The following is a 24048-nucleotide window of genomic DNA, read 5'->3' on the forward strand; positions in this document are numbered from 1 at the left end:
TTTATAAACAAGCTTACTTATACTTTATAAACAGCTGCTTTGGTTAAAAGAAGAGATTTGGAAAATAAAGAGGGCGCTTATAAAGCGCCCTTTCTTCAATTACTTCTTTTCTTCATCAGGTAGTGTAACGTTTAGCTCAAGTACGGCTAAATCGTCTTCGTTTTGATCAAACTGAACCTGAACTGCATCGGTACTTACGTTCACGTATTTACGGATCACATCTAAAATATCTTGTTTTAATTGTGGTAAGTAATCCGGCGTTCCTCGTTGAGAACGCTCGTGCGCGACAATGATCTGCAATCGCTCTTTTGCTAGTGACGCACTGTTTTTCTTTTCTGAGCGGAAGTAGTCAAGTAAAGACACGTTAACCTCCAAAAATCCGTTTAAATAAGCCTTTTTTCTCAACGTCTAAGAAGCGAAAATCGACGGTTTCACCTAGTAAGCGGTTAATTGCATCAGAATAAGCTTGGCCTGCATCAGATTCTGTATCCAATATAACAGGTTGGCCTGAGTTTGAAGCACTTAATACCGCTTGCGATTCAGGAATAACCCCTAATAATGGGATTGACAGAATATCTTGCACATCTTCTACCGATAGCATTTCACCTTTTTCAACACGACCAGGGTTATAGCGTGTTAATAGTAAGTGTTCTTTAATATTTTCTAGGCCTTCTTCAGCACGTTTTGATTTGCTGTGTAAAATACCTAAAATACGATCTGAATCTCGAACTGACGACACTTCTGGGTTTGTTGTAACAATTGCTTCATCAGCAAAGTACATTGCCATCATAGCGCCAGCTTCGATACCTGCTGGTGAATCACATACTATGTAATCAAAGTCTTCTTTTAGTTCATTTAGTACGCGTTCAACACCTTCACGTGTTAAAGCATCTTTATCACGTGTTTGTGAAGCAGGTAGTAAAAATAATTTATCTACACGTTTATCTTTAATAAGCGCTTGGTTAAGGTTTGCCTCACCATTAATTACATTTACAAAGTCATAAACAACGCGGCGTTCACAACCCATAATTAAATCTAAGTTACGTAAACCAATATCAAAGTCGATAATAACTGTTTTATAGCCTTTTAACGCTAAGCCTGTGCCAATTGCAGCACTTGATGTTGTTTTACCAACACCGCCTTTACCTGAGGTAACGACAATTACTTTTGCCATGAGATTTATCCTTTAACCAAAGCTGAAATTTCTAATGATTCGTCTTTTTGTTGTATTTGCACTGCATTTCCCCAATGTTCACCTTGTAGCGAATCACTGATCCAGTAGTTACCATCTATTGAAACCAGCTCGGCTTCAAGTTTTTGGCAAAAAATGTGTGCTTCTTTAAAACCTTTTGCGCCTGCAATAGCGCGACCGCGTAGCGTGCCATAAATATGCACATTCCCATCGGCAATGACTTCCGCACCATGACTAACTGCGCCAAGTACTATCAAATCTCTATCTTTTGCATAAACTTGTTGTCCAGAGCGAACTGTACCGCTGATAATTTGCGCTGGTAAATGCACCGTTTTTTCTACAATCGATGTATTGGGCTCTTGTTTAACAGGTTCGCTCTTAACGTCTTGTGAATAATTTAAAACAGATAAGCCAGCGGCCTTTGCTTGAGTATGTTGCTCATCTGAGCCATTACACACACCAACCGCATTAAAACTCATTCGCTCGATTAATGATTTTAAGTGAACAAAATCAAGTGAACTGTTTTTAATTTCTATTAAATTAACGACAATAGGCGCACCCTCAAAAAACTTAGGGGCCTGGGCTATTTTTACATACAGTTGTTCTGCTAAAAGGTTTATATCAGTACTATAAAGATGCAAAACTGATAACGTAAAAAGATTCCCTTTTAACTCAAAAATTTGGTCCGACATACACGCTCAATTGATTTGTCTGATTAGAAATTAATTTTAGATAAACGTAGGCTGAATAGGGCCTTTATTGAAATTTCTAATCTAATTTTTCTAACTTATTATTACTCTCATGTTATAGTGTGCGGCATTGTTAAGCAAGAATTTATAGGGCCATAATGCTCACTGCAGTATATAAAAGTAAGAAAAAAGCGGATACGTTCTTATTTGTTGAAAAAAGAGATGATTTTAGTAAAGTTCCGGAACCTTTGATGACCATGTTTGGTCAACCTGTTTATGTGATGATCATCAATTTAGCAAAACGTGAGCATTTAGGTGGGGCAGATTTAGAAACTGTAAAGGCAGCGTTATCAAACCCTGATAAAGGCTACTACTTACAAATTCCACCACCTGAGCAAAATTTGCTAAGCCAATTACGAAAAGACAATGGAGTTGATAGTGATTAAAAAACTTATCGTTATATTATGTGGTGTATGCTTAAGCTCACCTGTTATGGCAAAAACTCAGGCTGAATTTCAAGATTATTTAGCGAATTTAAAGCAAGAAGCTATCGCAAAAGGTTACGAAGCCAAACTTATTGACGATGCGTTTGCAACAGCAACGTATAAAGAAAAAGTGGTTTCGGCTGACAAAAACCAGCCAGAAGTAAAAGAAACCCTTGAAACATATTTACCAAAACGTGTACCACAATGGAAAATTGACCGCGCACGTAAGCTTTACGCAGAAAACAAAGAGGTACTTGAAAAAGTAGCGAAAGAGTTTGGCGTACAAGCACGCTTTATAGTCGCGCTTTGGGGACTTGAAAGTAACTTTGGTACAATTCAAGGCGGTCATAACGTTATTTCATCATTAGTGACACTTGCTTTTGATGGACGCCGAGAAGCACTTTATAAGCGCCAACTTTGGGCTGCACTGGATATTTTAAAGTCGGGCCACATAACGCTTGATAAATTTAAAGGCTCTTGGGCAGGCGCAATGGGGCAAACGCAATTTATGCCTACCTCTTTTAATGCTTATGCGGTTGATTACAATAACGATGGTCGTAAAGATATTTGGACTACAAAAGAAGATGCTTTTGCCTCAATTGCTAATTATCTAAAGCAGGAAGGCTGGAACGACTCTCTTACGTGGGGTCGCCAAGTTCAGTTACCTGAAAACTTTGATAGTAAATACGTGTTAGTGCGTGGTACAAAAACTCGCAAGCAGTGGTTAGAATATTGGAATGACTCAGAGCGCTCATTAGCTGATTGGCAAGCACTGGGTGTTCGTAAAGCTGATGGTTCTGATTTACCTAATGTAGACGTACGTGCTGCGCTGGTTATGCCTGATGATATAAATGGCCGTATGTACTTAGCGTACGATAACTACAAAGTGTTTATGCATTGGAATCGCTCGTATTACTTTGCTACTAGTGTAGGTTATTTGTCGGATAGAATTGGTTACCCAAAAATCTAATTTTTAAAATATACCTATAAATAAAGCCGCAATTGCGGCTTTATTCTTTTTTGAATATCTTTTCTTTTAGGTCAATAACTTTACCAATTCCAGAACCTAGTTTCATTAGCTTATTAAGTTGCTCTGGCGTTAAACGCTGTAGTTCTGATGACCATTTAGTGACGGTTTCAAGTAGGTTGTGAATCTCACCCATTTGTTTTTGTGCGTAAAGTTCATCGTCGTTACTGGCTTCGTCTAATAAGTTATCGCGTAGTAGCGTTAAGGTGGGCTCAATTTCGCGTTTTTTACGTTCTTCAAATACGCGATTTGCCATATCCCAAATATCGCCAGCAGGGGCGTAGTACTCTTTACGATCGCCAGGAATATGCTGTACTTTAATTAACTGCCACGATTGCAGCTCTTTAATGCCCATACTTACATTACCGCGAGAAATACTAAGCGCATCTGCAATCTCATTAGCTGTCATTGGGTTTTTAGTAATAATCAGCAAACCACACATTTGTCCGATCGTACGATTGAATCCCCAGCGGCTGCCCATCTCACCACAATGCATTACAAAGGCAAAATTCTTTTCGGATAAACTCATAGCTTAGTAACTTTCAGTAATTTCAGAAAGTAAATGCTAGCACGCTCATTATGGATAGCAAGTTCTTAGCAGGCTTATAGGTTAATTTAAATGACTAAAATATGATTTAGATTAATATTTATACATCTATATTGGGATATGTTGTACACAACAATACGTAAATAAATCCTTATTTTTAATTTTTTTTCACATACGATGGAATGACTATGAAAGCTGCAATTAATACTCAATACAAAGGTAAATTAGAAATAACAGACCTACCAATTCCTGAGGTGGGAATAAACGATGTTTTAGTAAAAATAGCGGCCTGTGGTGTTTGCCATACAGATTTACATGCCTGTCATGGGGATTGGCCAGTAAAACCAAAAATGCCATTAGTACCAGGGCATGAAGGTGTCGGTGTTATCGAAAAAGTCGGAAGCAATATAAAACACTTAGAAGTTGGCGATAGAGTGGGTATTCCTTGGCTCTATAGTGCATGTGGGCACTGTGAGTTTTGCCTAGATGGCAAAGAAACACTGTGTTTATCGCAGCACAATACTGGCTATTCTATTGACGGTAGTTATGCAGAATATTGTTTAGCGCATGGCGACTACGTTGTAAAAATACCTGAGGGATTAGGCTTTTCTGAGGCTGCTCCATTATTTTGTGCAGGTGTTACAACCTATAAAGCATTAAAAGTATCCGGTGCTAAACCAGGGCAGTGGGTTGCTATTGTTGGTGTGGGCGGGCTTGGTCATTTAGCAGTACAGTACGCTAAAGCAATGGGTTTTAATGTAATAGCTGTTGATACAGGTAAAGAAAAACTCGCGCTTGCTAAAGAGCTAGGCGCAGATATAACACTCGATTTTAAAGAGGTGGTTCCAAGCGAAGCTATTTTTGAACAAGTAGGTGGCGCGCATGGTGTTGTGTGTACTGCGGTGTCTAAAGCGGGGTTTGAACAAGCCTATAAAAGTGTACGCCGTGGCGGTAAATGCGTATTAGTGGGATTACCTGCAGAGGATATGCCACTTCCTATTTTTGATACTGTCCTTAATGGTGTGTCAGTAGTTGGCTCTATTGTTGGTACACGTAAAGATTTGCAAGAATGCTTGGAATTTGCCGCTCAAGGTAAAGTAAAAGCAATTATTGAAGAAAAGCGTTTAGAGGACATTAACGAAATTTTTGATGATATGCTCAAAGGTGAAATTAACGGTCGCATAGTGGTTACTATTTAATTTAGATTAAGCGTTTATAAAACACAAAAAAGCACGGCTTCTAAATTAGAAAACCGTGCTTTTTAAGTATTTAACTAACCTGAGCTCTGCTTGAGATAGATTTATTATCCAAAGTTCAGGTTAACAAGTTAAAGAGTGTAACTAAAACTTAGTTTTGCATTACGCTCTTCCCCTGGCATACCACCTAAAAACATCGCTTTTGAATAATACTTTTTGTTGAACAAGTTATTTAAGTTTAACTGCATATGCCATTTATCAGTTGTATACGATACAGCTGTATCGTAAGTCGTATAACTTGGTACATAACCATCAGGAATCGAGAATGAACTTGAATTAGTACTTCTGTTATCTACAAATGTAATACCACCACTTATATTTACAGCTTCAGGTAAATTAAACATATCTGCGTAGTAGGTTACCCACGTACTTGCTGTTACGTAAGGCACACCTTTTTGGCGTGTGTCGTAACTACTGCTGTTAGGATTACTTTTGTCACGTGCATCTTGATAAATACCATTTACGTTTACTTTCCATTTATCGTTCAAGTAAGCATTTAAATCAAGCTCAACACCTTTTGTTTGCTCTTTACCATCATAATAGCTTTCAGGTACATCTGAGCTTGATGTTAAAGCGTCATAAAGCGGGTTTGCATATTCTAAGTTAGTACGAGAGCTTTCAAATATAACAACAGATGCGAGTAGTTGGTCATCAAATGCTTTAAATCTAAAGCCTAGGTCGTTACTTATAGACTCTGAATCTTCTCGGTCAGCTTCATTACCTGCCACAGAGCCTAATACACTATACGCTGTACGACCTTTTGAATGATTTACAAATACAGATAAATCTTCAGATGGCTGATACGTTGCCCCCAGGTTATACGTTAAGCCAGAATCTGATGTACTCGCTTCAGGTGTTGGCTCTGCACGGCTAGAACTGTAACGCTCATCAACACCAAAGTGCTCGTAAGTTTGTTCAATTCGGTTATATGCCACACCAATACGCGTTGTAAGTTCTTCAGTTATGTAACCAACATGTTGAATGCCTAAGCCCCATGCTTGTACTTTTTTATTGTAGTCACTTGTTTTAAGCGGATCGTAATCTTCAAAGTTACCGGTTGGCCAATTTGGTTCTCTTATATCGTAAATATACGGCAAAGAACCTTGGTACGTTACATCACCATCATTGTTTGTGAGTACGTAATCTTGATCCCATATTGAGAATTGTTTAAAACGAATATCTCTATCTTCGTAGTTGGCGTTAACTAGTAATTCGTTATCTACGTCGCCTAACATAAAGTCATAACGTAAATCTAAGAAGTACTGCCACGATTTCTCATCTGCTTCTACTTGGCGGTATTCTTGGCGGCGTGCTGCATACGGGTATAGTACACCGTCTTCAACTAATGGAGCACGAGGGTCGTTATTAATTATTCCATCGCGTGTTGAATAGACGTAGTTATATGCACCTGTTTGGCGCGCAAAACTTGATGTGTAGTTACGGTACTGTAGCTGCTGGTTTAAAAACAAATCGTCAGTAATGTAATAGTTATGCGTTAATTTAAAACGCAACTCTTCACCTTCGTTAGCATCAGCCATTGGTGAAATAATACCATTTGTGCCAAAGCTATAAGGTGTTAAGCCTTCAGATGCAGATAATGAATTAGCAAGTTGGTCGCGTTGTGCATCACTTAACTGTACGCCGCTTCCTGTTGGATCGTTTACTAAATCGGCACCGGTTACTTCACCCGCGCTTAAACCATTTGCAGTTTCTGCATTGTAAATACGAATAGGGTGACCAATAGAATCAACCGCTATTTCATCTTTTATATAGGCTGCAGAAAGCATGATGTTTTGTCTGTCATTAAGCACGTATTTAAGCGAGGTATAAATTTCGTCGCGATCTTCTTTTAAATCGCGAAATCCGTCACTTGACGCTGTTTTAGCCATAACACGATAAGCTAAATCATCTGTTATAGCGTTAGTGCTATCAAACGATAATGAATAGCTATCCCACTGGCCAAGCTCAGCCGATACTTTGTGTTTTTCTTCAAACTCTGGCTTTTTTTCAATTAGGTTTATTACGCCACCTGCGCTACCAATGCCATATAAACCTGTTGCAGGGCCTTTTAAAACCTCAACAGATTCAACATTTGTAAGTGAACGAGTTGGGTTAAATGTATTACCCAGGCCTGCACCACCATACATACCATCGTAGGTGTAGTTTGCATCTAAACCACGAATTACTAAGTTATCACCAATACCGTAATTATTACCTGCTTGTGTTAAGCCACTTACGTTTCTAACTAAATCTTGTAAGCTATCTACACCTTGAGATTCAATCAGTTCTCGGTCAATAATTACAACCGGTGCAGGTGTTTCCATTAAAGACATGTCTGATTTAGTAGCAAGACCAGAGCTCATCACCACGCGGTTTTGCTTTTCGTATACGCTGATGCGTTCAATATCAGCATCAACTTGTGTATTTTGGGCAAATGCCATATTTGCATTTAAACAAGCAAGAGTAATAAGAGAGTACTTAAACGTTTTCATAGAGTGATAACTATTCGCGTTATTGAGTTTGCGCGAATGATAATGGTTATTGTTTTTAAAGTGAATAGAAAGTTCATTTTATTTGATTAAATAAAACTGTTCGGATAATTAATAGACAAAAGCGAGTCTAATAGGGGGACGGTGTCCCTTTTATGGCATATTCAAGATAGGTGAGAGTTTTATTAAGGCTGAGTAAACTCAGCCTTAATAGTGTGTATTTACAACTGGTTTTTATAAACAACACCTGCTTTCATTACAAAAGGTACTGCCTCTAAGGTTTTAATACTTTTAAGAGGATTTGCTTTTACCGCAATTATATCAGCTGCAAATCCGGTTTTAATTTGTCCTAACTGAGTATCCATTTTTAATAACTTAGCGCTATTAATAGTTGATGCTTGAATGGCTTGTAGTTCTGTCATGCCAAATTCAACCATGCGGCTAAACTGTTTTGCATTATCTCCGTGCGGGTAAATTGCTGCATCGGTACCGAACACCATTTTAACACCCGCTTTTACAGCACGGCTAAAGCTATCACGTTGCCTTTTAGAAACTTGGCGCTCTTTATTAAGGTTTTCTTCGTCTACGCCGTTTTGCTCGCCATAAGTGAGTGTGTATTCGGTGTTATAAATATCCATAGAAAGCCAAGTTCCATGCTCTTTGGCAAGCGCTATCGCTTCGTCATCTAAAAAGCTCGCATGCTCTACGCTATCAACACCTGCTTTAATGGCTGTTTTTATACCGCTTGTACCGTGTGCGTGAGCAGCTACTGGTAAATCTCGCATATGGGCTTCATCAACAATGGCTTTCATTTCTTCAAAAGAATACTGCTGTGCACCTACTTTAGTCCCTTTTGAAAATACTCCACCTGTGGCGCAAAACTTAATAGCATTTGCCCCGTATTTAATATTTTCGCGTACTTTTATACGCGCAGCCCATGGACCGTCTGCGACGCCACTTGAAGTATATTTAAGCTCAGGAGGTAATCGGTTGTTATCACAGTGCCCGCCAGTAATGCCGAGTGATGGGCCTGCAGCCCAAATACGAGGGCCAACTATGTCACCCGCATTTATGCCGTCACGCACGGCTATGACGCTGTAACCTTCTGCACCAACATTACGTACTGTTGTAAATCCAGCTTCTAGGGTTTTTTTAGCAAAATGAGCCGCTTTAATCGCCATTCTAGGAACTGACTGGCCTAAACGTTCACTGCGCGGCACCGTAGGGTCACTCGTTAAATGCACATGCATATCCATTAAACCTGGCATAAGGGTTAAATCAGGGAGTTGAATGTGTTTATCATCTTTAGTCAGCGTTGGTTTTTTATTTTGTTCAATGTTTGTAATTACGCCATCATCAATAGTAATTAAGGGTGATTTAATGAGCTTGCCATCTTTAACATCAACCATGGCTTTAGCCGATAGGTATGTAACTGCATGGGTATTAAAAGCGGTTAAGCAAAGTAAGGCAATAGAGGTGCTGAGTAGTTGTTTTTTCATTTTATTTTTCTTTTAAATCATATTTTAATTAATAGAAATGTAACAAGTTCAGATAAAAGTGCAAATTTAATACGATGAATGCAATCTATCGTAATTTCTTTATTAAGCACGGTTTAATGCGCATAATTAAAAAACGATATTAAAAAGGATTATCATGAAATCAATTAAATTAGCATTAGTTGCCAGTGGCGTTATGTTTGCTTTAAGTGGCTGTATGAATACTGAGCTTAGTACACAGACTAATACCAGTACACAGTTAAACACAGTTAACGCATCAGCAGGTATTGTTTCAGAGCTTTCAACAGAGCAACAACTCGATGTACTTGTTGCACAGTATTACGATGAATCGCTCATATATAGCCCCATCAGCGCAACGTACAATGGTCGTAATGAGTTTAACGATCAATTCACGCCTGTGATTTCAGAAGAAAATAGAGCAAAAAAAGCCGCTTTTTATAAAAAATATCAACAGCGATTAAACTTTATAGATAAAGCACAGTTAACAGGGCAATCGCTTTTAAGCTTTGAAATATTAGAGCGCGACCTTGCACTTAAATTAGAAGGCATGCAGTTTCCTGATTATTTACTACCAATAAATCAAATGGCGGGTGCGCATAACACCTTTGCAGGTTTTGGTTCAGGTCAAAGTGCTCAGCCGTTCAATACCGTTGAAGATTACACCGCTTTTATCTCGCGTAGCGAAGGTTTTGTAAAGTGGCTTGCCAGTGTAGAGCGTTCAATGGCGCAAGGCATTAAACTAGGTATTACGTTACCAAAACCACTTGCTGAAAAATTACAGCCACAATTTGCAGCTCATGTAGTTAAAAATGCCGAAGATTCACTATTTTGGGGGCCAATTAAAAAATTACCAGAATCGTTCAGCGCACAGCAAAAGCAAAAAATTACAGCGCAGTATCGTCAATTGATTTTGCAGCACTTAGTACCAGCTTATAAAAGCATGAGTGACTTTTTAGCTAATCAGTATATTGCAAATAGTCGAGAAAGCGTAGGTTACAGTGACTTACCAAACGGTAAAGAGTGGTACGAATACCAAATTAAGAAAAACACAACGCTTAGCTTATCTGCAGACGAAATTCATGACATTGGTTTAAGTGAAGTGTCGCGCATTTTAAGCGAAATGAAAAAAGTAAAAGAAACCGTAGGCTTTAAAGGTGAGCTATCTGAATTTTTTGATCATTTACGTGATTCAGATGAATTTTACTACGACACGCCTGAGGAGTTAATTGCGGCATATGAAAACGTTAAGAAAAAAATAGATGCGCGTTTGCCTCTACTTTTTAACATAGCACCCAAAGCACCTTACGTTGTAAAAGCAGTTGAAGCCTACAGAGCGCAGTCGGCAGCAGGTGCATCCTATGCATCTCCGGCGCCTGATGGCTCTCGTCCTGGTATTTTTTATATCAATGCTTATAACTTAAAAGCGCAGCCTAAATTTTTACTCGAAACTTTATCGATTCACGAAGCAGCCCCGGGTCATCACTTTCAAATAGCACTTCAGCAAGAAATTGAGGGCTTACCTGATTTTCGTAAATTTGGTGGTTATACCGTGTTTGCAGAAGGTTGGGCGCTTTACGCAGAAAGCTTAGGCAAAGAGCTAGGCTTATTTACCGACCCTTATATGTGGTATGGACGTTTATCGGATGAGCAATTACGCGCAATGCGTTTAGTGCTTGATACCGGTTTTCATGCAAAAGGGTGGACGCGTCAGCAAGGTATAGATTACATGCTTGCAAATTCATCTATGGCCAAGAGTGATGTAATTGCAGAGGTTGAGCGATATATTGCATGGCCAGGACAAGCGCTTTCTTACAAGTTAGGGCAATTTAAAATTCAAGAATTACGTGATTTTTCTAAAAAACAACTGGGTGATAAATTTGATATTAAAGCGTTTCACACGCAAATATTAATTGATGGCGCATTGCCAATGCCAATTCTAGAGGAAAAAATTAAGCGTTGGGTAAAATCTCAAAGCTAATTTGTAGCGCAAAGCCAGTACTTTGAAAGGGTATTGGCTTTGCGCCATTTACAGCAATACGGTAGAATGCGCGCTCTTTAGGGGGCACGAGTAAACTATGTTTGATCAACAATTAGCAAATACACAATTTTGGCTTAAAAAAAGCTTAAGCGACATGAGTCAAAACGAATGGGAAGCCATTTGTGATGGATGCGGAAAATGTTGTTTAAATACGTTTATTGATAGCGAAGATGAAGACGAATTTACCGCCACCGATCAGTTACGCGAAGGTGAGCAATTAATATTTACTAATATTGTATGTCAGTATCTTGATAACAACACCTGTGGTTGTAGCGAATATGAAAACCGCCAAACGCTTGTTCCTTCTTGTGTAAAACTCACAAAAGAAAACCTTAAAGACATCTTTTTTATGCCACAAAGCTGCAGTTACCGTCGTTTACATGAAGGTCGTGGTTTGGCTTCTTGGCATCCGTTATTAAATAATGGTGATAAAACAAAGATGCATGAGCTAGGTATTTCTGTAAAAGACAAAACAGTAAAAGATTGCGATGTAAAGCTCGACGACTTTGATTTGTACATTGCAGAATGGCCAACAAAGGACGTAGATTAATGAGTAAACAACAAGCCGTAATTGGTTTAATCAATCCTAAAAGCCCGACTAATGTTGGCGGTGTATTGCGAGCAGCTGGCTGTTATGACGCTAAACAAGTTTTTTTTACAGGCAATCGCTACTTAAATGCCAAAAAATTCCATACAGATACAAAAAATGTAGTGGAGCGTATTCCTTTAACCGAAACAGATAACTTAGAAGCAATAAAGCCACAAGGCGCAACGGTTGTGGTTATTGAGCTTATTGAAGGTGCAACACCTTTACCTGAGTTTAAACATCCTGAAAATGCATTTTATGTATTTGGCCCCGAAGATGGTTCTGTATCAAAAGACGTCTTAAAGTGGTGCGATGAGGTTGTTTATATTCCAACTATTGGCTGTATGAACTTAGCGGCTACCTGTAATGTAGTTTTGTATGACCGCTTGGCTAAATTAGGCGGCGTTGAGAGTAGTGACGATACTATTATTAGCTCTCGTGATACAAACAATAAAATGAGGTGGCAAAAAAGCTGATTAGTTAAGGTTTATTTGTGCAAAAGTGATAGTAGTAGCTAAACTTAAAAACACTATTAATCACAAATAGATACTAAAATGCGCTGGTTTTATTTTATATCATTGCTAACAACTAGTAATAGTTTTGCTGAAACATCGGTTGAGTATTTTCAAAATGGTACTCAACACACCTTAACTGGGCATTCCCATAAATCGGGGGTGCTCTATGAAGCTAAAAACTCCAAACAAACACTTCATCTAGCCACACTCGATTGGCCTCCCTATATTGGTAAAAATTTATGTAATAAAGGCTGGGTTTATCAATTTTCAATTGCCTTGTTAAATAGTAAGGGCTACAGCGTATATATTGAATTTTTGCCTTGGGCAAGAGCGGTACGAAATGTAGAACTAGGCAGGGCTGACATACTAATGCCTGAATACTTTATAGAAGATACAGCTCCCTCCGATTATGTTGATGGTAAAACACGTCGAGAATTGCTCGGTTTATCTAATTCGTTTAAGGGTGGCGAAATTGCTTTTTTAAAAAGGAAAGGCGATACAGACCGTTTCACAGGAAACTTAAAATCACTTAAAGGGCAAAAGATTGGTGTTGTTCGAGGGTATCAAAATACGCCAGAGTTTGATGCCATGATGGACAATGGCGAGTTTGAAGTTATCACCTCTGTTGATGATTTACAGCTTGTTAAGCTACTGACTGCTAAACGTGTTGATTTGATTATAGGCGACCCTCAAGCATTGAAATCATCTGTGGCTTACTCCTCTTTAACTAAACCTGAAAAACAATCTTTGCTTTCTTCCATTGAGCAAGAAAGCATTCCTTTGCAATATAACTCTTTATATTTTGCCATTAGTAAGCGAACACCTAATTGGCTTTTAGTATTAGAGGATATAAACGAAGGGCTTTATCAGTTTCATAACAGTGGCGAAATAGATCGAATTATTCGTTCGACCAATACATTATGTGAATAACGATATCGGAACGTTCCATAAGTGCGCTGACTAATTTATATTTAAACATGTAAAATCGTTTTCAATTTGTTAATGGAGTGAAAACGACGTGAGTGAAATAAATACAAACCAATCATTCGCGGTCAACGAACAGCCAAATAAAAATTATCTGTTTCCACTGACTGCAATGACGACCCTATTTTTTTTATGGGGTTTTATTACTGTTTTAAACGATGTACTAATACCACGCTTAAAAGGCGTATTTGATTTAAGCTTTTTTGAAGCGATGCTAGTACAGTTTTGCTTTTTTGGGGCTTACTTTATTGTTTCTATTCCTGCGGGGCTTTTAGTTAAGCAATTTGGTTACAAAAAAGGGATTTTAACTGGTTTAATTGTGGCTTCAATGGGGTGTATGTTGTTTTACCCTGCTGTTGTAGTACATGAATATTGGCTATTTTTAGGCGCTTTATTTGTACTTGCTGCAGGCGTAACAGTACTTCAAGTTTCTGCTAACCCTTATGTTGCTGCTCTTGGCAGCGAAAAAACAGCTTCTTCTCGTCTAAATTTAGCACAAGCACTTAATGCGCTTGGTACTACCGTTGGACCTTATGTTGGTGGTTTATTATTTTTCGGTACGGCAGGTAGTTTAGCCGCATCGGCAGCAACTGCAGAATCTGTAAAAGTGCCTTATTTAATGCTTGCTGGCGCTTTATTACTTATCGCTATTGTATTTGCCTTTATAAAGCTTCCAGAAATTGAAGCCCACAAAGAGGAAAATAATACAGCAATTGAATCTCGTTCGTTAATGCAAGCACCGCACTTAACTATGGGTGTACTTGCTATATTTTGCTACGTAGGTGGGGAAGTTGCCATTGGCAGCTTTTTAGTTAACTACTTTGGTGAGGCGCACATAGCAGGGCTTGAAGAGCATACTGCGGCCGCACTTATTAGTTATTACTGGGGCGGGGCAATGGTAGGACGTTTTATTGGCTCTGTATTATTACAAAAGATTGCACCTTCTAAAGCTATAGCGTTTAATGCATTTAGTATTATTGTGCTATTACTGATCACTATTTTTACTCAAGGTGACGTAGCTTTATACTCAGTATTGGCAATTGGTTTATTTAACTCAATTATGTTCCCGACTATATTTTCAGTTGCAATCGAGCGACTAGGATCATTGACGAGCAAAGGTTCTGGCTGGTTATGTTTAGCAATTGTTGGTGGTGCACTTGTACCATTACTGCAAGGCTTTATAGCTGATACAGTAAATATACAGCAAAGCTTTTTTGTTCCAATGTTATGTTATGTATTTATTGCATGGTACGGTTTAAATGTTGTTCGCTTAGCAAATAAGTGGAAATAACAGACTATACAAGAGTGACTGAATACGTATTCAGTCACTTATAAAGCTACATTTAATGGGAACGTTCCATAAAAAATAAATCTAGTCATTTATTATTTTAATATTAGCCAGTTACCCACAAAAGCCTTTTGTTTTACAATCCTTTATTCTTATTTTTCATCAATAACCTAACTGTAAGTCTCTTTTACTAGGACATTTAGCTAAATTTTTGCTAAAACAGTAAGGCTAATAACGATAAATAATAAAAAGGATGTATATGCTTAACTCGTTGAAATTTACTTCCAAAGTGACTATTGCAGCCTCCTTAATTTTGGTTTTGGTGCTAGGGTTATTTACTTTTAATAACTACATTGCGATGCGCAAGCAAACCGAGCAGCAGTTAAGCCTGGTATTGCAACAAAATTCCGAATCTGTTTCACAAAATATAGCGAGTTGGTTAAATGCAAAGTTGGCGATTGTTATATCAATTGCTAAAACCCATAAAGCTAATGATTCTAAAGCACTCACCCTTTCACAATTAAATACAGCAGAGCTTGCTGGAAGCTTTAAAAATACGTATATAGGTAAATCCAGCGGCACGTTTATATTAAACGATCAATCAGTCGTTTTACCTCCAGATTTTGATGCGACTTCTCGCCCTTGGTATAAATTAGTCGAAAACAAATCAAATACCGCGTTTACAACTCCTTATATTGATGTAACCACTAACGAGCTTACAATTTCAGCGGTAGTACCCATACTCCAAAATGGTCAGTTTAGCGGCGTTGCAGGTGCCGATATTGATATGCAGACCGTGACAAAAATTATCAACGATATTGACTTTTTAGGACTCGGTTATGGTTTTTTACTCGATAACAAAGGGCAAGTGTTAAGCCATCCAAATGCTCAGTTAAACTTAAAAAATACATCAGGCATCTTTGGAACCAACACACCTTTACAAAGTGAGTTTACCCAGTACGAGATAAACGGAGAGTCTAAGCTTATTTCGTTTACAAAAATTAGTGGTATTGAAAACGTAGATTGGTACCTAGGTGTTGTTATAGACAAAGATAAAGCGTATGCCAGTGTCTCTAATTTTGGCCAAACCGCAGCTGTTTTTATGGTGATAGGAATTATCACTATTATAATTATGATGCAGCTTTTATTACGCTATTTAATGCAGCCAATGAATCGTTTAAACGATGCTATTAAAGATATAGCACAAGGTGAGGGCGATTTAACAAGGCGTTTAACCGTTGAAAACGACGATGAATTTGGCGATTTAAGCTATTCATTTAATATTTTCATCGAAAAAATTCAGCATTCAATAGAGCAAGTAAAAGAGTCTACAAAGCAATTAGATACAGCTATTGAGAGCTTGGTATCACAAACACATTCTTCGCTGTCTATGTATGATGATCAAAGTAAACGAACCGATAGTGTTGCAGCGGCTATCAACCAGTTTTCTGCCACATCAATGGATATTTCAAGTAATGCAGAGAGTGCATCGCAGCTTGCTAAAAATGCAGATGAACATTCAACACAAAACCAAGAAGCATTAAGCCACAGTGTTGCAACTATCCACCAGCTCTCGGGTAATATGGAAAAAGCTCAGCAAACTATAAACAGTTTAAATACGCATACAGCCAGTATTGGCCAAGTGCTTGAAGTTATTAAAGGTGTAAGCGAGCAGACTAATTTATTGGCACTTAATGCCGCAATTGAGGCCGCTAGAGCAGGAGAGGCGGGACGCGGTTTTGCCGTTGTAGCAGATGAAGTTCGCCAATTAGCGCACCGCACTCAACAGTCAACGCAAGAGATTGAAGACACGGTTAGTCAGTTGCAAAAAGGCTCAAACCTTGCGGTAGAGCTTATGAAAACAAGCCTTGAAGGCAGTGAAAAAAGCGTGCAACAAGCCGATGCTGTTGGTAATTTAATGAGCCATGTTATACAAGCGATTCAACAAATTAACGATGCAAATCACTCTGTGGCCACTGCAACAGACGAACAAAACCAAGTTGTTAAGTTATTAGATACAGATATTCAAACAATTAATTCGCTTTGTATACAAGGCAAGGCTAACTTAAATGACACGCTTGACGAATGTACCAAACTAAAACAACAGTTTAGTGCTTTAGAAAATATGGTTCAAAAGTTTAAAGTATAAAATTAATGACTAAAAAAAATGTGAATAAACCAAATTGGCTCAGTCTAATAAATATCGACAGTGTTTATAGCTCAGACATGCAACGCAAAGCGTTTTCTTTATTTACCATGATTGGGATTTCAATTGTGGTGATCGCAGTATTAGTGTTTTTTAATTATAAGCTTTATTCGCCACTACTGACCGCTTCATTAATTATCGTTAACATTACAAATATAAGCTGTTCTATCTATTTTATAAAAACGGGTAATCTGCAAGTTGTGGCATTAATAAGTATGAGCATTGTGTGCATGATGTTTATTGCACTTGTTTATACCGGCGGTAAAGATAATACCGCGCTATATTGGCTAATGTTTTATCCTGTCGTAACGTTTGCATCTTTAGGGGTTAGATTAGGTGCTTGGTTAGGCTGTACCTTACTGTTTTCTTGTATTGTTATTTTATACGGCCCTGACTTTGGTCAAGTTAGCTATGGCAACGTAGAAAAAACACGTTTTATAGCGTCCTTTTCTATGGTGTTTTTATTCTCATTTATTGGTGAGTATTTTAGGCATAAAAGCCACATGGCTATTGCCGATATTACGCTAGAGCAAAAACAAGATGCTTATACTGACCCCCTTACTGGCATAGCAAATAGGCGTTTTATTACCTCTCATTTTTTAAAGCTTGCTCAAACACGCCCAGAGCAGTACTTACCTTTTTCAATTTTATTAATTGATTTAGATAATTTTAAATCTTTAAACGATACGCATGGCCACGATTTTGGTGATACGGTATTGATAGAATTTACGAAACTTCTTGAGTCTCAGTTTTTGGCAACTGCGTTAAAGGCCCGTTATGGCGGTGAGGAATTTGTTGTTATTTTACCGCAGCTCACTGCCTCTACAGCCACTGTAATTGCGAACAAATTTCGAGAAGCCGTGGCAGGTCATGTTATATTTACTGATGACAAGCAGCGTATTTCAATCACCTGTAGCATTGGTATTTCCCAAGTAAATAAAGTAAATGATTATGATGATTCATTAAAGCAAGCTGATGAAGCTCTTTATAGTGCAAAGGCTGCTGGTCGCAATAGAGTCGTCTCAAACTAGTTGAAGGATTAATATGTCTCAAAGTAAGTTAATATATGTCCATGACCCAATGTGTAGTTGGTGTTGGGGTTACTCACCAACCTGGCTTAAGCTAAAATCAGAGCTTGCTGGTAAAGTGGCAATAGAATATAAAGTAGGTGGCCTAGCACCCGATAGCCAAGACCCAATGCCACAAAATATGAAAGAGATGCTTGAGGGGACTTGGCATAAAATTTCAGCTCAGTTAGGTACGCAATTTAATTATGATTTTTGGCGCAATTGCCAGCCAAGGCGTTCAACGTATCCCGCATGTAGAGCCGCTCTTATAGCGCGTAAAGCGGGTAAAGAAGCTCAAATGGTGGCTGCTATTCAACACGCTTATTACCTAAACGCACAAAACCCGTCTGATGAAAGTACATTAATTAGTTTGGCTGAAAAAATTGGCTTAAATAAAGATGAGTTTTCTGAGCAGCTAACATCAAGCGAGCTTAATGAGGAGCTCAAAGCGGAGTTATCCTTTGTTCGCACTTTACCAATTCAAGGTTTTCCCTCACTAGTGCTTATTAAAGATAATAAAGCTTACCCTATCGAAATAAATTATACCGATTGGCACTATTGCCTTAATCAAATTAATTCAATTTTGGATTAACCACCTTCTTGCATCTTCTTAATAGGGGGTATTTGGCCAGCAAGTACCCTTATTCGCGTTAAAACCTCCTCGTAAGTCTTAATTGTTACCATTGTCATAAAAGCGACTTTTTTGCGCAACATCCTTGTCATGTTTCATCTATAAACTCCTGCTCATTGAATTATTAAGTCATAAATTATTTATATAACAAAGTTTATGACCTAAAAAAACAAACTAGCAAATCCGCTAACTAACGAGTAAAGGTGTATGCGATGAAAGGCGTTAAACCATTAATCTTAGCTGGTATTGTGGCCGCAAGTGCAGCAGTACACGCAAACGATTTAGATAAGGTTATTGATAAAAGCAGTGAAATTAATAAATCAGCTGCGCAATCACAAACAAAAATAGACAAGATTGCAGATTCAATGCAAGGACGTTTACAGCAATTTAAAACCCTCAATAAAGAGATTGATGGTTTAGCTGTATACAACGCCCAGCTAACTAAACAATTAAATAATCAAATAGAAGAGATGGAATCTTTAAACCTGTCAATGGATCAGGTTTCTATTATTGAACGTCAAATTACGCCGCTAATGCTTAGAATGATTGAAGGTCTTGAGCAGTTTGTATCTTTAGATATTCCATTTTTAGCTGATGAGCGCACTAAGCGCGTTACGTCTTTAAAAGAAATGATGAATCGTGCTGATATTAACTCAAGTGAAAAATTCCGCCGTGTACTTGAAGCGTATCAAGTAGAAGTTGACTACGGGCGCACTATTGAAGCTTATACCGCACTTTTAAATGTGGATGACAAAGAGCGTGAAGTTGATTTTTTACGCATTGGCCGTTTAGAGCTTATTTACTTAACACGCGATGGCAAAAAAGCAGGTAGTTGGAATGCAGATACAAAGTCATTTGAAGCATTACCAGACTCTACAATAAGCCAAATTAATAAAGGTTTACGCATTGCGCGTAAACAACTTGCCCCAGATATGTTAACTCTGCCAGTACATGCAGCAGAATAAGAGGTTGAAAATGAAATTGTTTACTCAAATGACAAAAATAGCTCTTTTTGCTGCAAGCCTAAGCATTACTGGTGCAAGTATAGCGGCAGAGCCAATGAACTTAGATTCATTACTTAAAACGCTTGAAAATGGTAAATCAGCTCAAAGCGAGCAAAATAAACAACGTGAACAAGAGTTTGCTGCTCGCCAAAGTGAGCAAGTACAAATGCTTAAAAATACCCAAGCAAAGCGCAATCAAATGCTGGTGGAATCTGAACGTCTAGAAACGCAATTTGAAGAAAACGAAGTAAAACTTGCTAACTTAACAGACACGCTTTCTAAACGAATGGGTTCGCTTAAAGAGTTGTTTGGCGTTCTTCAGCAAGTTGCAGGGGATTCTAGTAATAAATTTGCGACATCAATAGTATCTGCTCAGATTGCTGGGCGCAGTACGTTTATGGATGACCTAGCTCAAAAGATGGGCTCAACTTCAAAACTTGCTTCAATAGAAGATATTGAAAAAGTATGGTTTGAATTACAACGCGAAATGACCGAGCAAGGTAAAGTAAGTCGTTTTAACGCAAGTGTTATTGTTGAAGGCGGTACTAAAGCACAGCAAGAAGTTGTGCGAGTGGGCGCATTTAACCTTATATCAAACGGTAAGTATTTAGAGTTTAATCCTTCGACTAATTCTTTGAGTGAATTAACTCGCCAACCTGTATCGCGCTTTACTGCAACAGCAGAAGAGCTACAAAGCACTAAAAGTGGCGTGGTGCAATTTGCACTTGACCCAACAGGTGGCTCTATACTTGGTTTATTAGTACAAGCACCGGATACCCAAGAGCGTGTTCACCAAGGTGGCACAGTGGGTTATGTGATTTTAGGCGTAGGTGTTATTGCACTTCTTATATCACTTGAGCGTTTTTTCTCACTATTGATTATGGGCGGTAAAATTCGTCGTCAGCTTAAAGATACAGTTGCACGTGATGACAATCCGCTTGGACGCGTAATGAAAGTAAAAGATCAATTTCCAAGTGTTTCACACGACACACTGGAGCTTAAATTAAGTGAAGCTATTTTACGTGAAATGCCAAAAGTGACGCGTAATTTAACACTTATCAAAATCATCTCTGTTGTTGCGCCGCTGTTAGGTTTACTAGGTACGGTAACCGGCATGATCAATACATTCCAAGCAATCACCTTATTTGGTACTGGGGATCCTAAGCTTATGGCGGGTGGTATTTCTCAAGCGCTAGTAACAACGGTATTGGGCTTAGTGGTCGCCATACCAACGGTATTTTTATACACCTTACTTAATACGCGCGCTAAAAATATCTTGTTAACTATTCAAGAGCAGAGCGCCGGTATTATTGCAGAGCGAAGCGAGAAGGGAGCATAAACCATGGTGCTATTGATTGACTCAATCAATGCTATCCGTGATTTTCTCGACACCGGTGGCCAAGTTCTCTTGGTCATCGGGGTGTTAATCTTCGCGATGTGGTTATTGATACTCGAGCGATTTATTTACTTTTTTAATGGTTTTAGAAGCTATAAACACGCTCTTAAAGCCAATTGGATTAACCGTGCAGAACGAGATAGCTGGAATGCAGAGCAAATACGCGAAGCGATGATATCGCGAGCTGGTATGCGCTTAAACACCAATCTTTCTTTAATTAACGTGATGGTTGCTTTGTGTCCACTACTTGGTTTGTTAGGCACGGTGACGGGTATGATAGAAGTGTTTGATGTAATGGCAATTACCGGCACAGGGAGTGCGCGTTCAATGGCATCGGGGGTATCTAAAGCAACTATCCCGACAATGGCAGGCATGGTAGGTGCGTTATCTGGGGTATTTGCCTCAACGTACTTACAACGAAAAGCTAAGCGCGAAGTAGAACTACTACAAGACAGCATGGTTTTAGACCATTAAGCAAAATTTTGATGAGCGGCTCTTATAAAGCCGCTCATCCTAGGAGAATAAAAATGAGAGCCCCGTTAGGAAACCTATTTCAAGAAGACGAAGCTGAAGAAATAAACATGACCCCAATGCTAGACGTTGTATTTATCATGCTTATTTTCTTTATTGTAACTGCCTCTTTTGTTAAAGAAGCCGGTATTGATGTAAACCGCCCAGAAGCAGCAACAGCGGTTAAAAAAGAGCGCGCTAATATTTTAGTGGCTATTTCTGATACAGGCGAGATTTGGATTAATAAACGTCAAATTGATGTACGCGCGGTACAAGCCAATATCGAGCGTTTAAAAGCAGAAAATCCACAAGGTAGCGTTGTGATTCAAGCAGATAAAAAAGCCACTACCGAAATGTTAATTAAGGTGATGGATGCCTCGCGCGCGGCGGGCGCATTTGATGTATCAATTGCCGCACAAGATGCGTCTTAAGGGCTAGTTATGTTGCGATATTTAGTTGCATTAGTGATAGCCGGTGTAGTGACCTTTATGTTGTTTTTAGGCATGCAGGCACTGATCACTGGCGGTGAAGGCGCTATGACGGATCCGGTAAAGGGTAACGTACTTGATTTTGTTCGCTTGAAAAAAGAAGAAACCGTACAAAAAAAAGAGCGTAAGCCACAAAAGCCACCAACACCAAAAGAGCCGCCACCACCAATGGAATCACCGCAAATGCAAAATAGTGATGCTACAGCAAATGCTAACAACTTTGACTTTGGTGCCAATGTAGAAGCGGATGTAAATTTAGCCGGCGGGTTAGCACTTGAAACAAGTGATGGTGAATACTTACCGATTGTTAAGGTGGCCCCTGTTTATCCGCGCCGTGCGTTATCACGTGGCATAGAAGGCTACGTTATTGTTGAATTTACAGTAACAAAACAAGGTACTGTACGCGACCCACAAGTAGTAAAAGCAGAGCCTGAGTCACTCTTTGATAGAGCCGCGATGGATGCAGCCCTTAAATTTAAATATAAACCGCGCGTAGTAAACGGTGAAGCCGTTGAAGTTGCGGGTGTTCAGAACAAAATATCTTTCCAAATTAGCGGTTAATTAGTAATTAACCACGAGTAAACGGACAGAAATGCGAGGCGATTATGAAATTACTACCTACAGCTAAACTTTTAAAGTTAACACTATTTTGTACCGCTGCGATCAGTACAAGTATTGTTGCACCAAGTGCTCTAAGCCTAATTCCAGGGCTACATGTAGCTACGGCACATGCAGAGCAAGAACAAAAAACGAAACGTGTACCAGCACTGCGTGAAAAGGTTTATAGCCAGCTTGCTCGTGCCCAAAAGCTTGCAGACGATGGTGATGTTAAAGCAGGCCTTGAAGCGCTTGATAGCATTCAAGAGCGAGCTGCAAGCATGAACTCGTACGAAGTGGCAATGATGCATAACTTTTACGGGTTTATTTATTACAACGAAAACGACTTACCAAAAGCGATTGCCTCGTTTGAAAAAGTGGTAGCAGAGGAAGCCATTCCTGAGTCACTTCGTTTAAGCACTACATTTAGCTTGGCTCAACTGGCTATGGCTAATAGTGATTACACTAAAGTTATCTCTTTTTTAGATGACTGGGACAGTATTAACACCCAGCCTAAAACAGAAGGCTACTACTTGCTAAGGGCTCAAACATACTATCAGTTAAAAGATTATAAAAAAGGGCTTGAGTACATATCTCAAGTGATTGCTTTAAGCGACAGCGAAGGCGAAACACCTAAAGAAAACTGGTTAGTACTACAGCGTGCAATGTATTACTCGCTTAATCAAACTGACAAAGTTGTTGAAGTGCTTGAGCGCATGGTAAAGCTTTATAATAAGCCTGAGTATTGGGTGCAGTTATCGGGTATGTATGGTGAAACAGGTAGGGAAAAACAACAGTTGGCGGTAATTGAAGCCGCTTACCAGCAAGGATTTTTAACCTCTAAATCTGATTTACGCCAATTAGCGCAAGTGTATTTATACAATGGTTTAGCGTTTAAAGCTGCAAAAGTGATGAGCGATGCCATTGATAAAGATATTGCTGAAAAAACAGCAAAAAACTACGCTTTTGTAGCAGAGGCGATGATCCAAGCTAAAGAAGATGAAAAATCTATTACCTACTTTGCAAAAGCTGCTGATTTATCTGAGCACGGTAAATACGATCAACGTTTAGCCGAAGTATTTGTTAATACAGAGCAATATGAAGAAGCCGCCGATGCAGCGCGTAAAGCACTTGATAAAGGTGGTCTTGATTTTGAATCAAATGCATTTGTTGCACTGGGTATGGCGCAGTACAACATGCAAAATTTTGATGCATCAATTTTAGCGTTTGAGCAGGCAGAAAAACATAAAAAATCTCAGCGTTTAGCACAGCAGTGGATCAAATATGTAAAGCGCGAAAAAGTGCATGCAGAAACACTTAGAACAGCTTTACTGTAAATTTTAAAGCGCTTTGCTAATTAACAAGTAACGCGTGTAAAACCAGTTCATAATCGCAATACTAAAACCGCCTCAGGGCGGTTTTTATCGTCTCTAAAAGCATCCAATTGTTTGATTTTAAATAAGTTACTTTTGTCATCTTATGGTTATTAAACTGTAACTACTTTGTCATAAGTCTCCCGTATTGTAACCGCAGCTA

At 38.8% G+C, this 24048-nt stretch carries 23 protein-coding genes; 17 read left to right on the forward strand and 6 right to left on the reverse strand.

The genetic code is table 11. From position 1 onward, the window contains the following. Nucleotides 1-99: 99 nt before the first annotated feature. Genes minE through minC form a run of 3 tightly spaced genes read right to left on the reverse strand, consistent with a single transcriptional unit; the run spans nt 100 to nt 1884 of the window. A complete protein-coding gene (minE, locus tag QT16_RS07720; RefSeq protein WP_004334706.1) occupies nt 100-363 on the reverse strand; it encodes a cell division topological specificity factor MinE in 264 nt (87 codons plus the stop codon). Between the two features lies 1 nt (nt 364). Then, nucleotides 365-1174 (reverse strand): septum site-determining protein MinD, encoded by an 810-nt coding sequence (gene minD, locus QT16_RS07725; protein WP_004334708.1) that lies wholly within the window; start codon nt 1172-1174, stop codon nt 365-367. 5 nt (nt 1175-1179) lie between these two features. Next, a complete protein-coding gene (minC, locus tag QT16_RS07730) occupies nt 1180-1884 on the reverse strand; it encodes a septum site-determining protein MinC (RefSeq protein ID WP_024596847.1) in 705 nt (234 codons plus the stop codon). A gap of 155 nt (nt 1885-2039) precedes the next feature. Here minC and QT16_RS07735 point away from each other — a divergent pair, with 155 nt between their 5' ends. Beyond that, nucleotides 2040-2327: a YcgL domain-containing protein gene (locus QT16_RS07735; RefSeq protein ID WP_008134235.1), complete on the forward strand. Its 288-nt coding sequence runs from the start codon at nt 2040-2042 to the stop codon at nt 2325-2327. After that, a complete protein-coding gene (locus tag QT16_RS07740) occupies nt 2320-3336 on the forward strand; it encodes a lytic murein transglycosylase (protein ID WP_004334714.1) in 1017 nt (338 codons plus the stop codon). The genes QT16_RS07735 and QT16_RS07740 overlap by 8 nt, the downstream gene beginning before the upstream one ends. A 40-nt stretch (nt 3337-3376) precedes the next feature. On the opposite strand, the gene QT16_RS07745 is transcribed toward QT16_RS07740, so the two are convergent. Beyond that, nucleotides 3377-3922: a GbsR/MarR family transcriptional regulator gene (locus QT16_RS07745; RefSeq protein ID WP_024596846.1), complete on the reverse strand. Its 546-nt coding sequence runs from the start codon at nt 3920-3922 to the stop codon at nt 3377-3379. A 206-nt stretch (nt 3923-4128) separates the two neighbouring features. On the opposite strand from QT16_RS07745, the gene adhP reads away from it, so the two are divergent. Continuing rightward, nucleotides 4129-5139 carry an alcohol dehydrogenase AdhP gene (adhP, locus tag QT16_RS07750; protein WP_039487721.1) on the forward strand — a complete coding sequence of 337 codons (1011 nt, stop codon included), beginning with the start codon at nt 4129-4131 and terminating at the stop codon, nt 5137-5139. Between the two features lie 128 nt (nt 5140-5267). Here adhP and QT16_RS07755 read toward each other — a convergent pair whose 3' ends face one another. After that, nucleotides 5268-7688, reverse strand: coding sequence for a TonB-dependent receptor (locus QT16_RS07755; RefSeq protein ID WP_039487722.1), 2421 nt, complete (start codon nt 7686-7688; stop codon nt 5268-5270). Nucleotides 7689-7906: 218 nt separating this feature from the next. Beyond that, a complete protein-coding gene (locus tag QT16_RS07760; RefSeq protein ID WP_039487723.1) occupies nt 7907-9184 on the reverse strand; it encodes a Xaa-Pro dipeptidase in 1278 nt (425 codons plus the stop codon). A 154-nt stretch (nt 9185-9338) separates the two neighbouring features. On the opposite strand from QT16_RS07760, the gene QT16_RS07765 reads away from it, so the two are divergent. From QT16_RS07765 to QT16_RS07830, 14 genes are all read left to right on the forward strand, one after another. Further along, nucleotides 9339-11180: a DUF885 domain-containing protein gene (locus tag QT16_RS07765; protein ID WP_039487724.1), complete on the forward strand. Its 1842-nt coding sequence runs from the start codon at nt 9339-9341 to the stop codon at nt 11178-11180. A 97-nt stretch (nt 11181-11277) separates the two neighbouring features. Next, complete coding sequence (locus QT16_RS07770) at nt 11278-11790, forward strand: YcgN family cysteine cluster protein (RefSeq protein ID WP_004334734.1); 513 nt, start codon at nt 11278-11280, stop codon at nt 11788-11790. Then, nucleotides 11790-12302 carry an RNA methyltransferase gene (locus QT16_RS07775; protein WP_024595017.1) on the forward strand — a complete coding sequence of 171 codons (513 nt, stop codon included), beginning with the start codon at nt 11790-11792 and terminating at the stop codon, nt 12300-12302. Before QT16_RS07770 ends, QT16_RS07775 begins: the two co-directional genes overlap by 1 nt. A gap of 78 nt (nt 12303-12380) precedes the next feature. Continuing rightward, the gene (locus QT16_RS07780) at nt 12381-13271 is read left to right on the forward strand and encodes a substrate-binding periplasmic protein (RefSeq protein ID WP_039487726.1); all 891 of its coding nucleotides are present in this window, start codon (nt 12381-12383) and stop codon (nt 13269-13271) included. An 88-nt stretch (nt 13272-13359) separates the two neighbouring features. Beyond that, complete coding sequence (locus QT16_RS07785) at nt 13360-14616, forward strand: sugar MFS transporter (protein WP_039487728.1); 1257 nt, start codon at nt 13360-13362, stop codon at nt 14614-14616. Between the two features lie 256 nt (nt 14617-14872). Then, nucleotides 14873-16762, forward strand: coding sequence for a methyl-accepting chemotaxis protein (locus QT16_RS07790; RefSeq protein ID WP_039487730.1), 1890 nt, complete (start codon nt 14873-14875; stop codon nt 16760-16762). Nucleotides 16763-16767: 5 nt separating this feature from the next. Beyond that, nucleotides 16768-17850, forward strand: coding sequence for a GGDEF domain-containing protein (locus tag QT16_RS07795; protein WP_039487731.1), 1083 nt, complete (start codon nt 16768-16770; stop codon nt 17848-17850). A 13-nt stretch (nt 17851-17863) separates the two neighbouring features. Next, on the forward strand, nt 17864-18478 hold the full coding sequence (locus QT16_RS07800; RefSeq protein ID WP_039487734.1) for a DsbA family protein: 615 nt from the start codon (nt 17864-17866) through the stop codon (nt 18476-18478). 251 nt (nt 18479-18729) lie between these two features. Further along, the gene (locus tag QT16_RS07805; RefSeq protein WP_004334751.1) at nt 18730-19482 is read left to right on the forward strand and encodes a DUF3450 domain-containing protein; all 753 of its coding nucleotides are present in this window, start codon (nt 18730-18732) and stop codon (nt 19480-19482) included. A gap of 10 nt (nt 19483-19492) precedes the next feature. Beyond that, the gene (locus tag QT16_RS07810; protein ID WP_039487736.1) at nt 19493-20860 is read left to right on the forward strand and encodes a MotA/TolQ/ExbB proton channel family protein; all 1368 of its coding nucleotides are present in this window, start codon (nt 19493-19495) and stop codon (nt 20858-20860) included. A gap of 3 nt (nt 20861-20863) precedes the next feature. Beyond that, nucleotides 20864-21391 (forward strand): MotA/TolQ/ExbB proton channel family protein, encoded by a 528-nt coding sequence (locus QT16_RS07815; RefSeq protein ID WP_010552929.1) that lies wholly within the window; start codon nt 20864-20866, stop codon nt 21389-21391. A gap of 53 nt (nt 21392-21444) precedes the next feature. Beyond that, the gene (locus QT16_RS07820) at nt 21445-21858 is read left to right on the forward strand and encodes an ExbD/TolR family protein (RefSeq protein ID WP_004334764.1); all 414 of its coding nucleotides are present in this window, start codon (nt 21445-21447) and stop codon (nt 21856-21858) included. Between the two features lie 12 nt (nt 21859-21870). After that, entirely contained in the window at nt 21871-22476 is a 606-nt protein-coding gene (locus tag QT16_RS07825) for an energy transducer TonB (protein ID WP_200886963.1), read from the forward strand. A 44-nt stretch (nt 22477-22520) separates the two neighbouring features. Then, a complete protein-coding gene (locus tag QT16_RS07830; RefSeq protein WP_039487742.1) occupies nt 22521-23849 on the forward strand; it encodes a tetratricopeptide repeat protein in 1329 nt (442 codons plus the stop codon). Nucleotides 23850-24048 lie beyond the last annotated feature (199 nt).

Origin of the sequence: Pseudoalteromonas distincta, from assembly GCF_000814675.1 — a bacterium.
Lineage (GTDB): Bacteria > Pseudomonadota > Gammaproteobacteria > Enterobacterales > Alteromonadaceae > Pseudoalteromonas > Pseudoalteromonas distincta.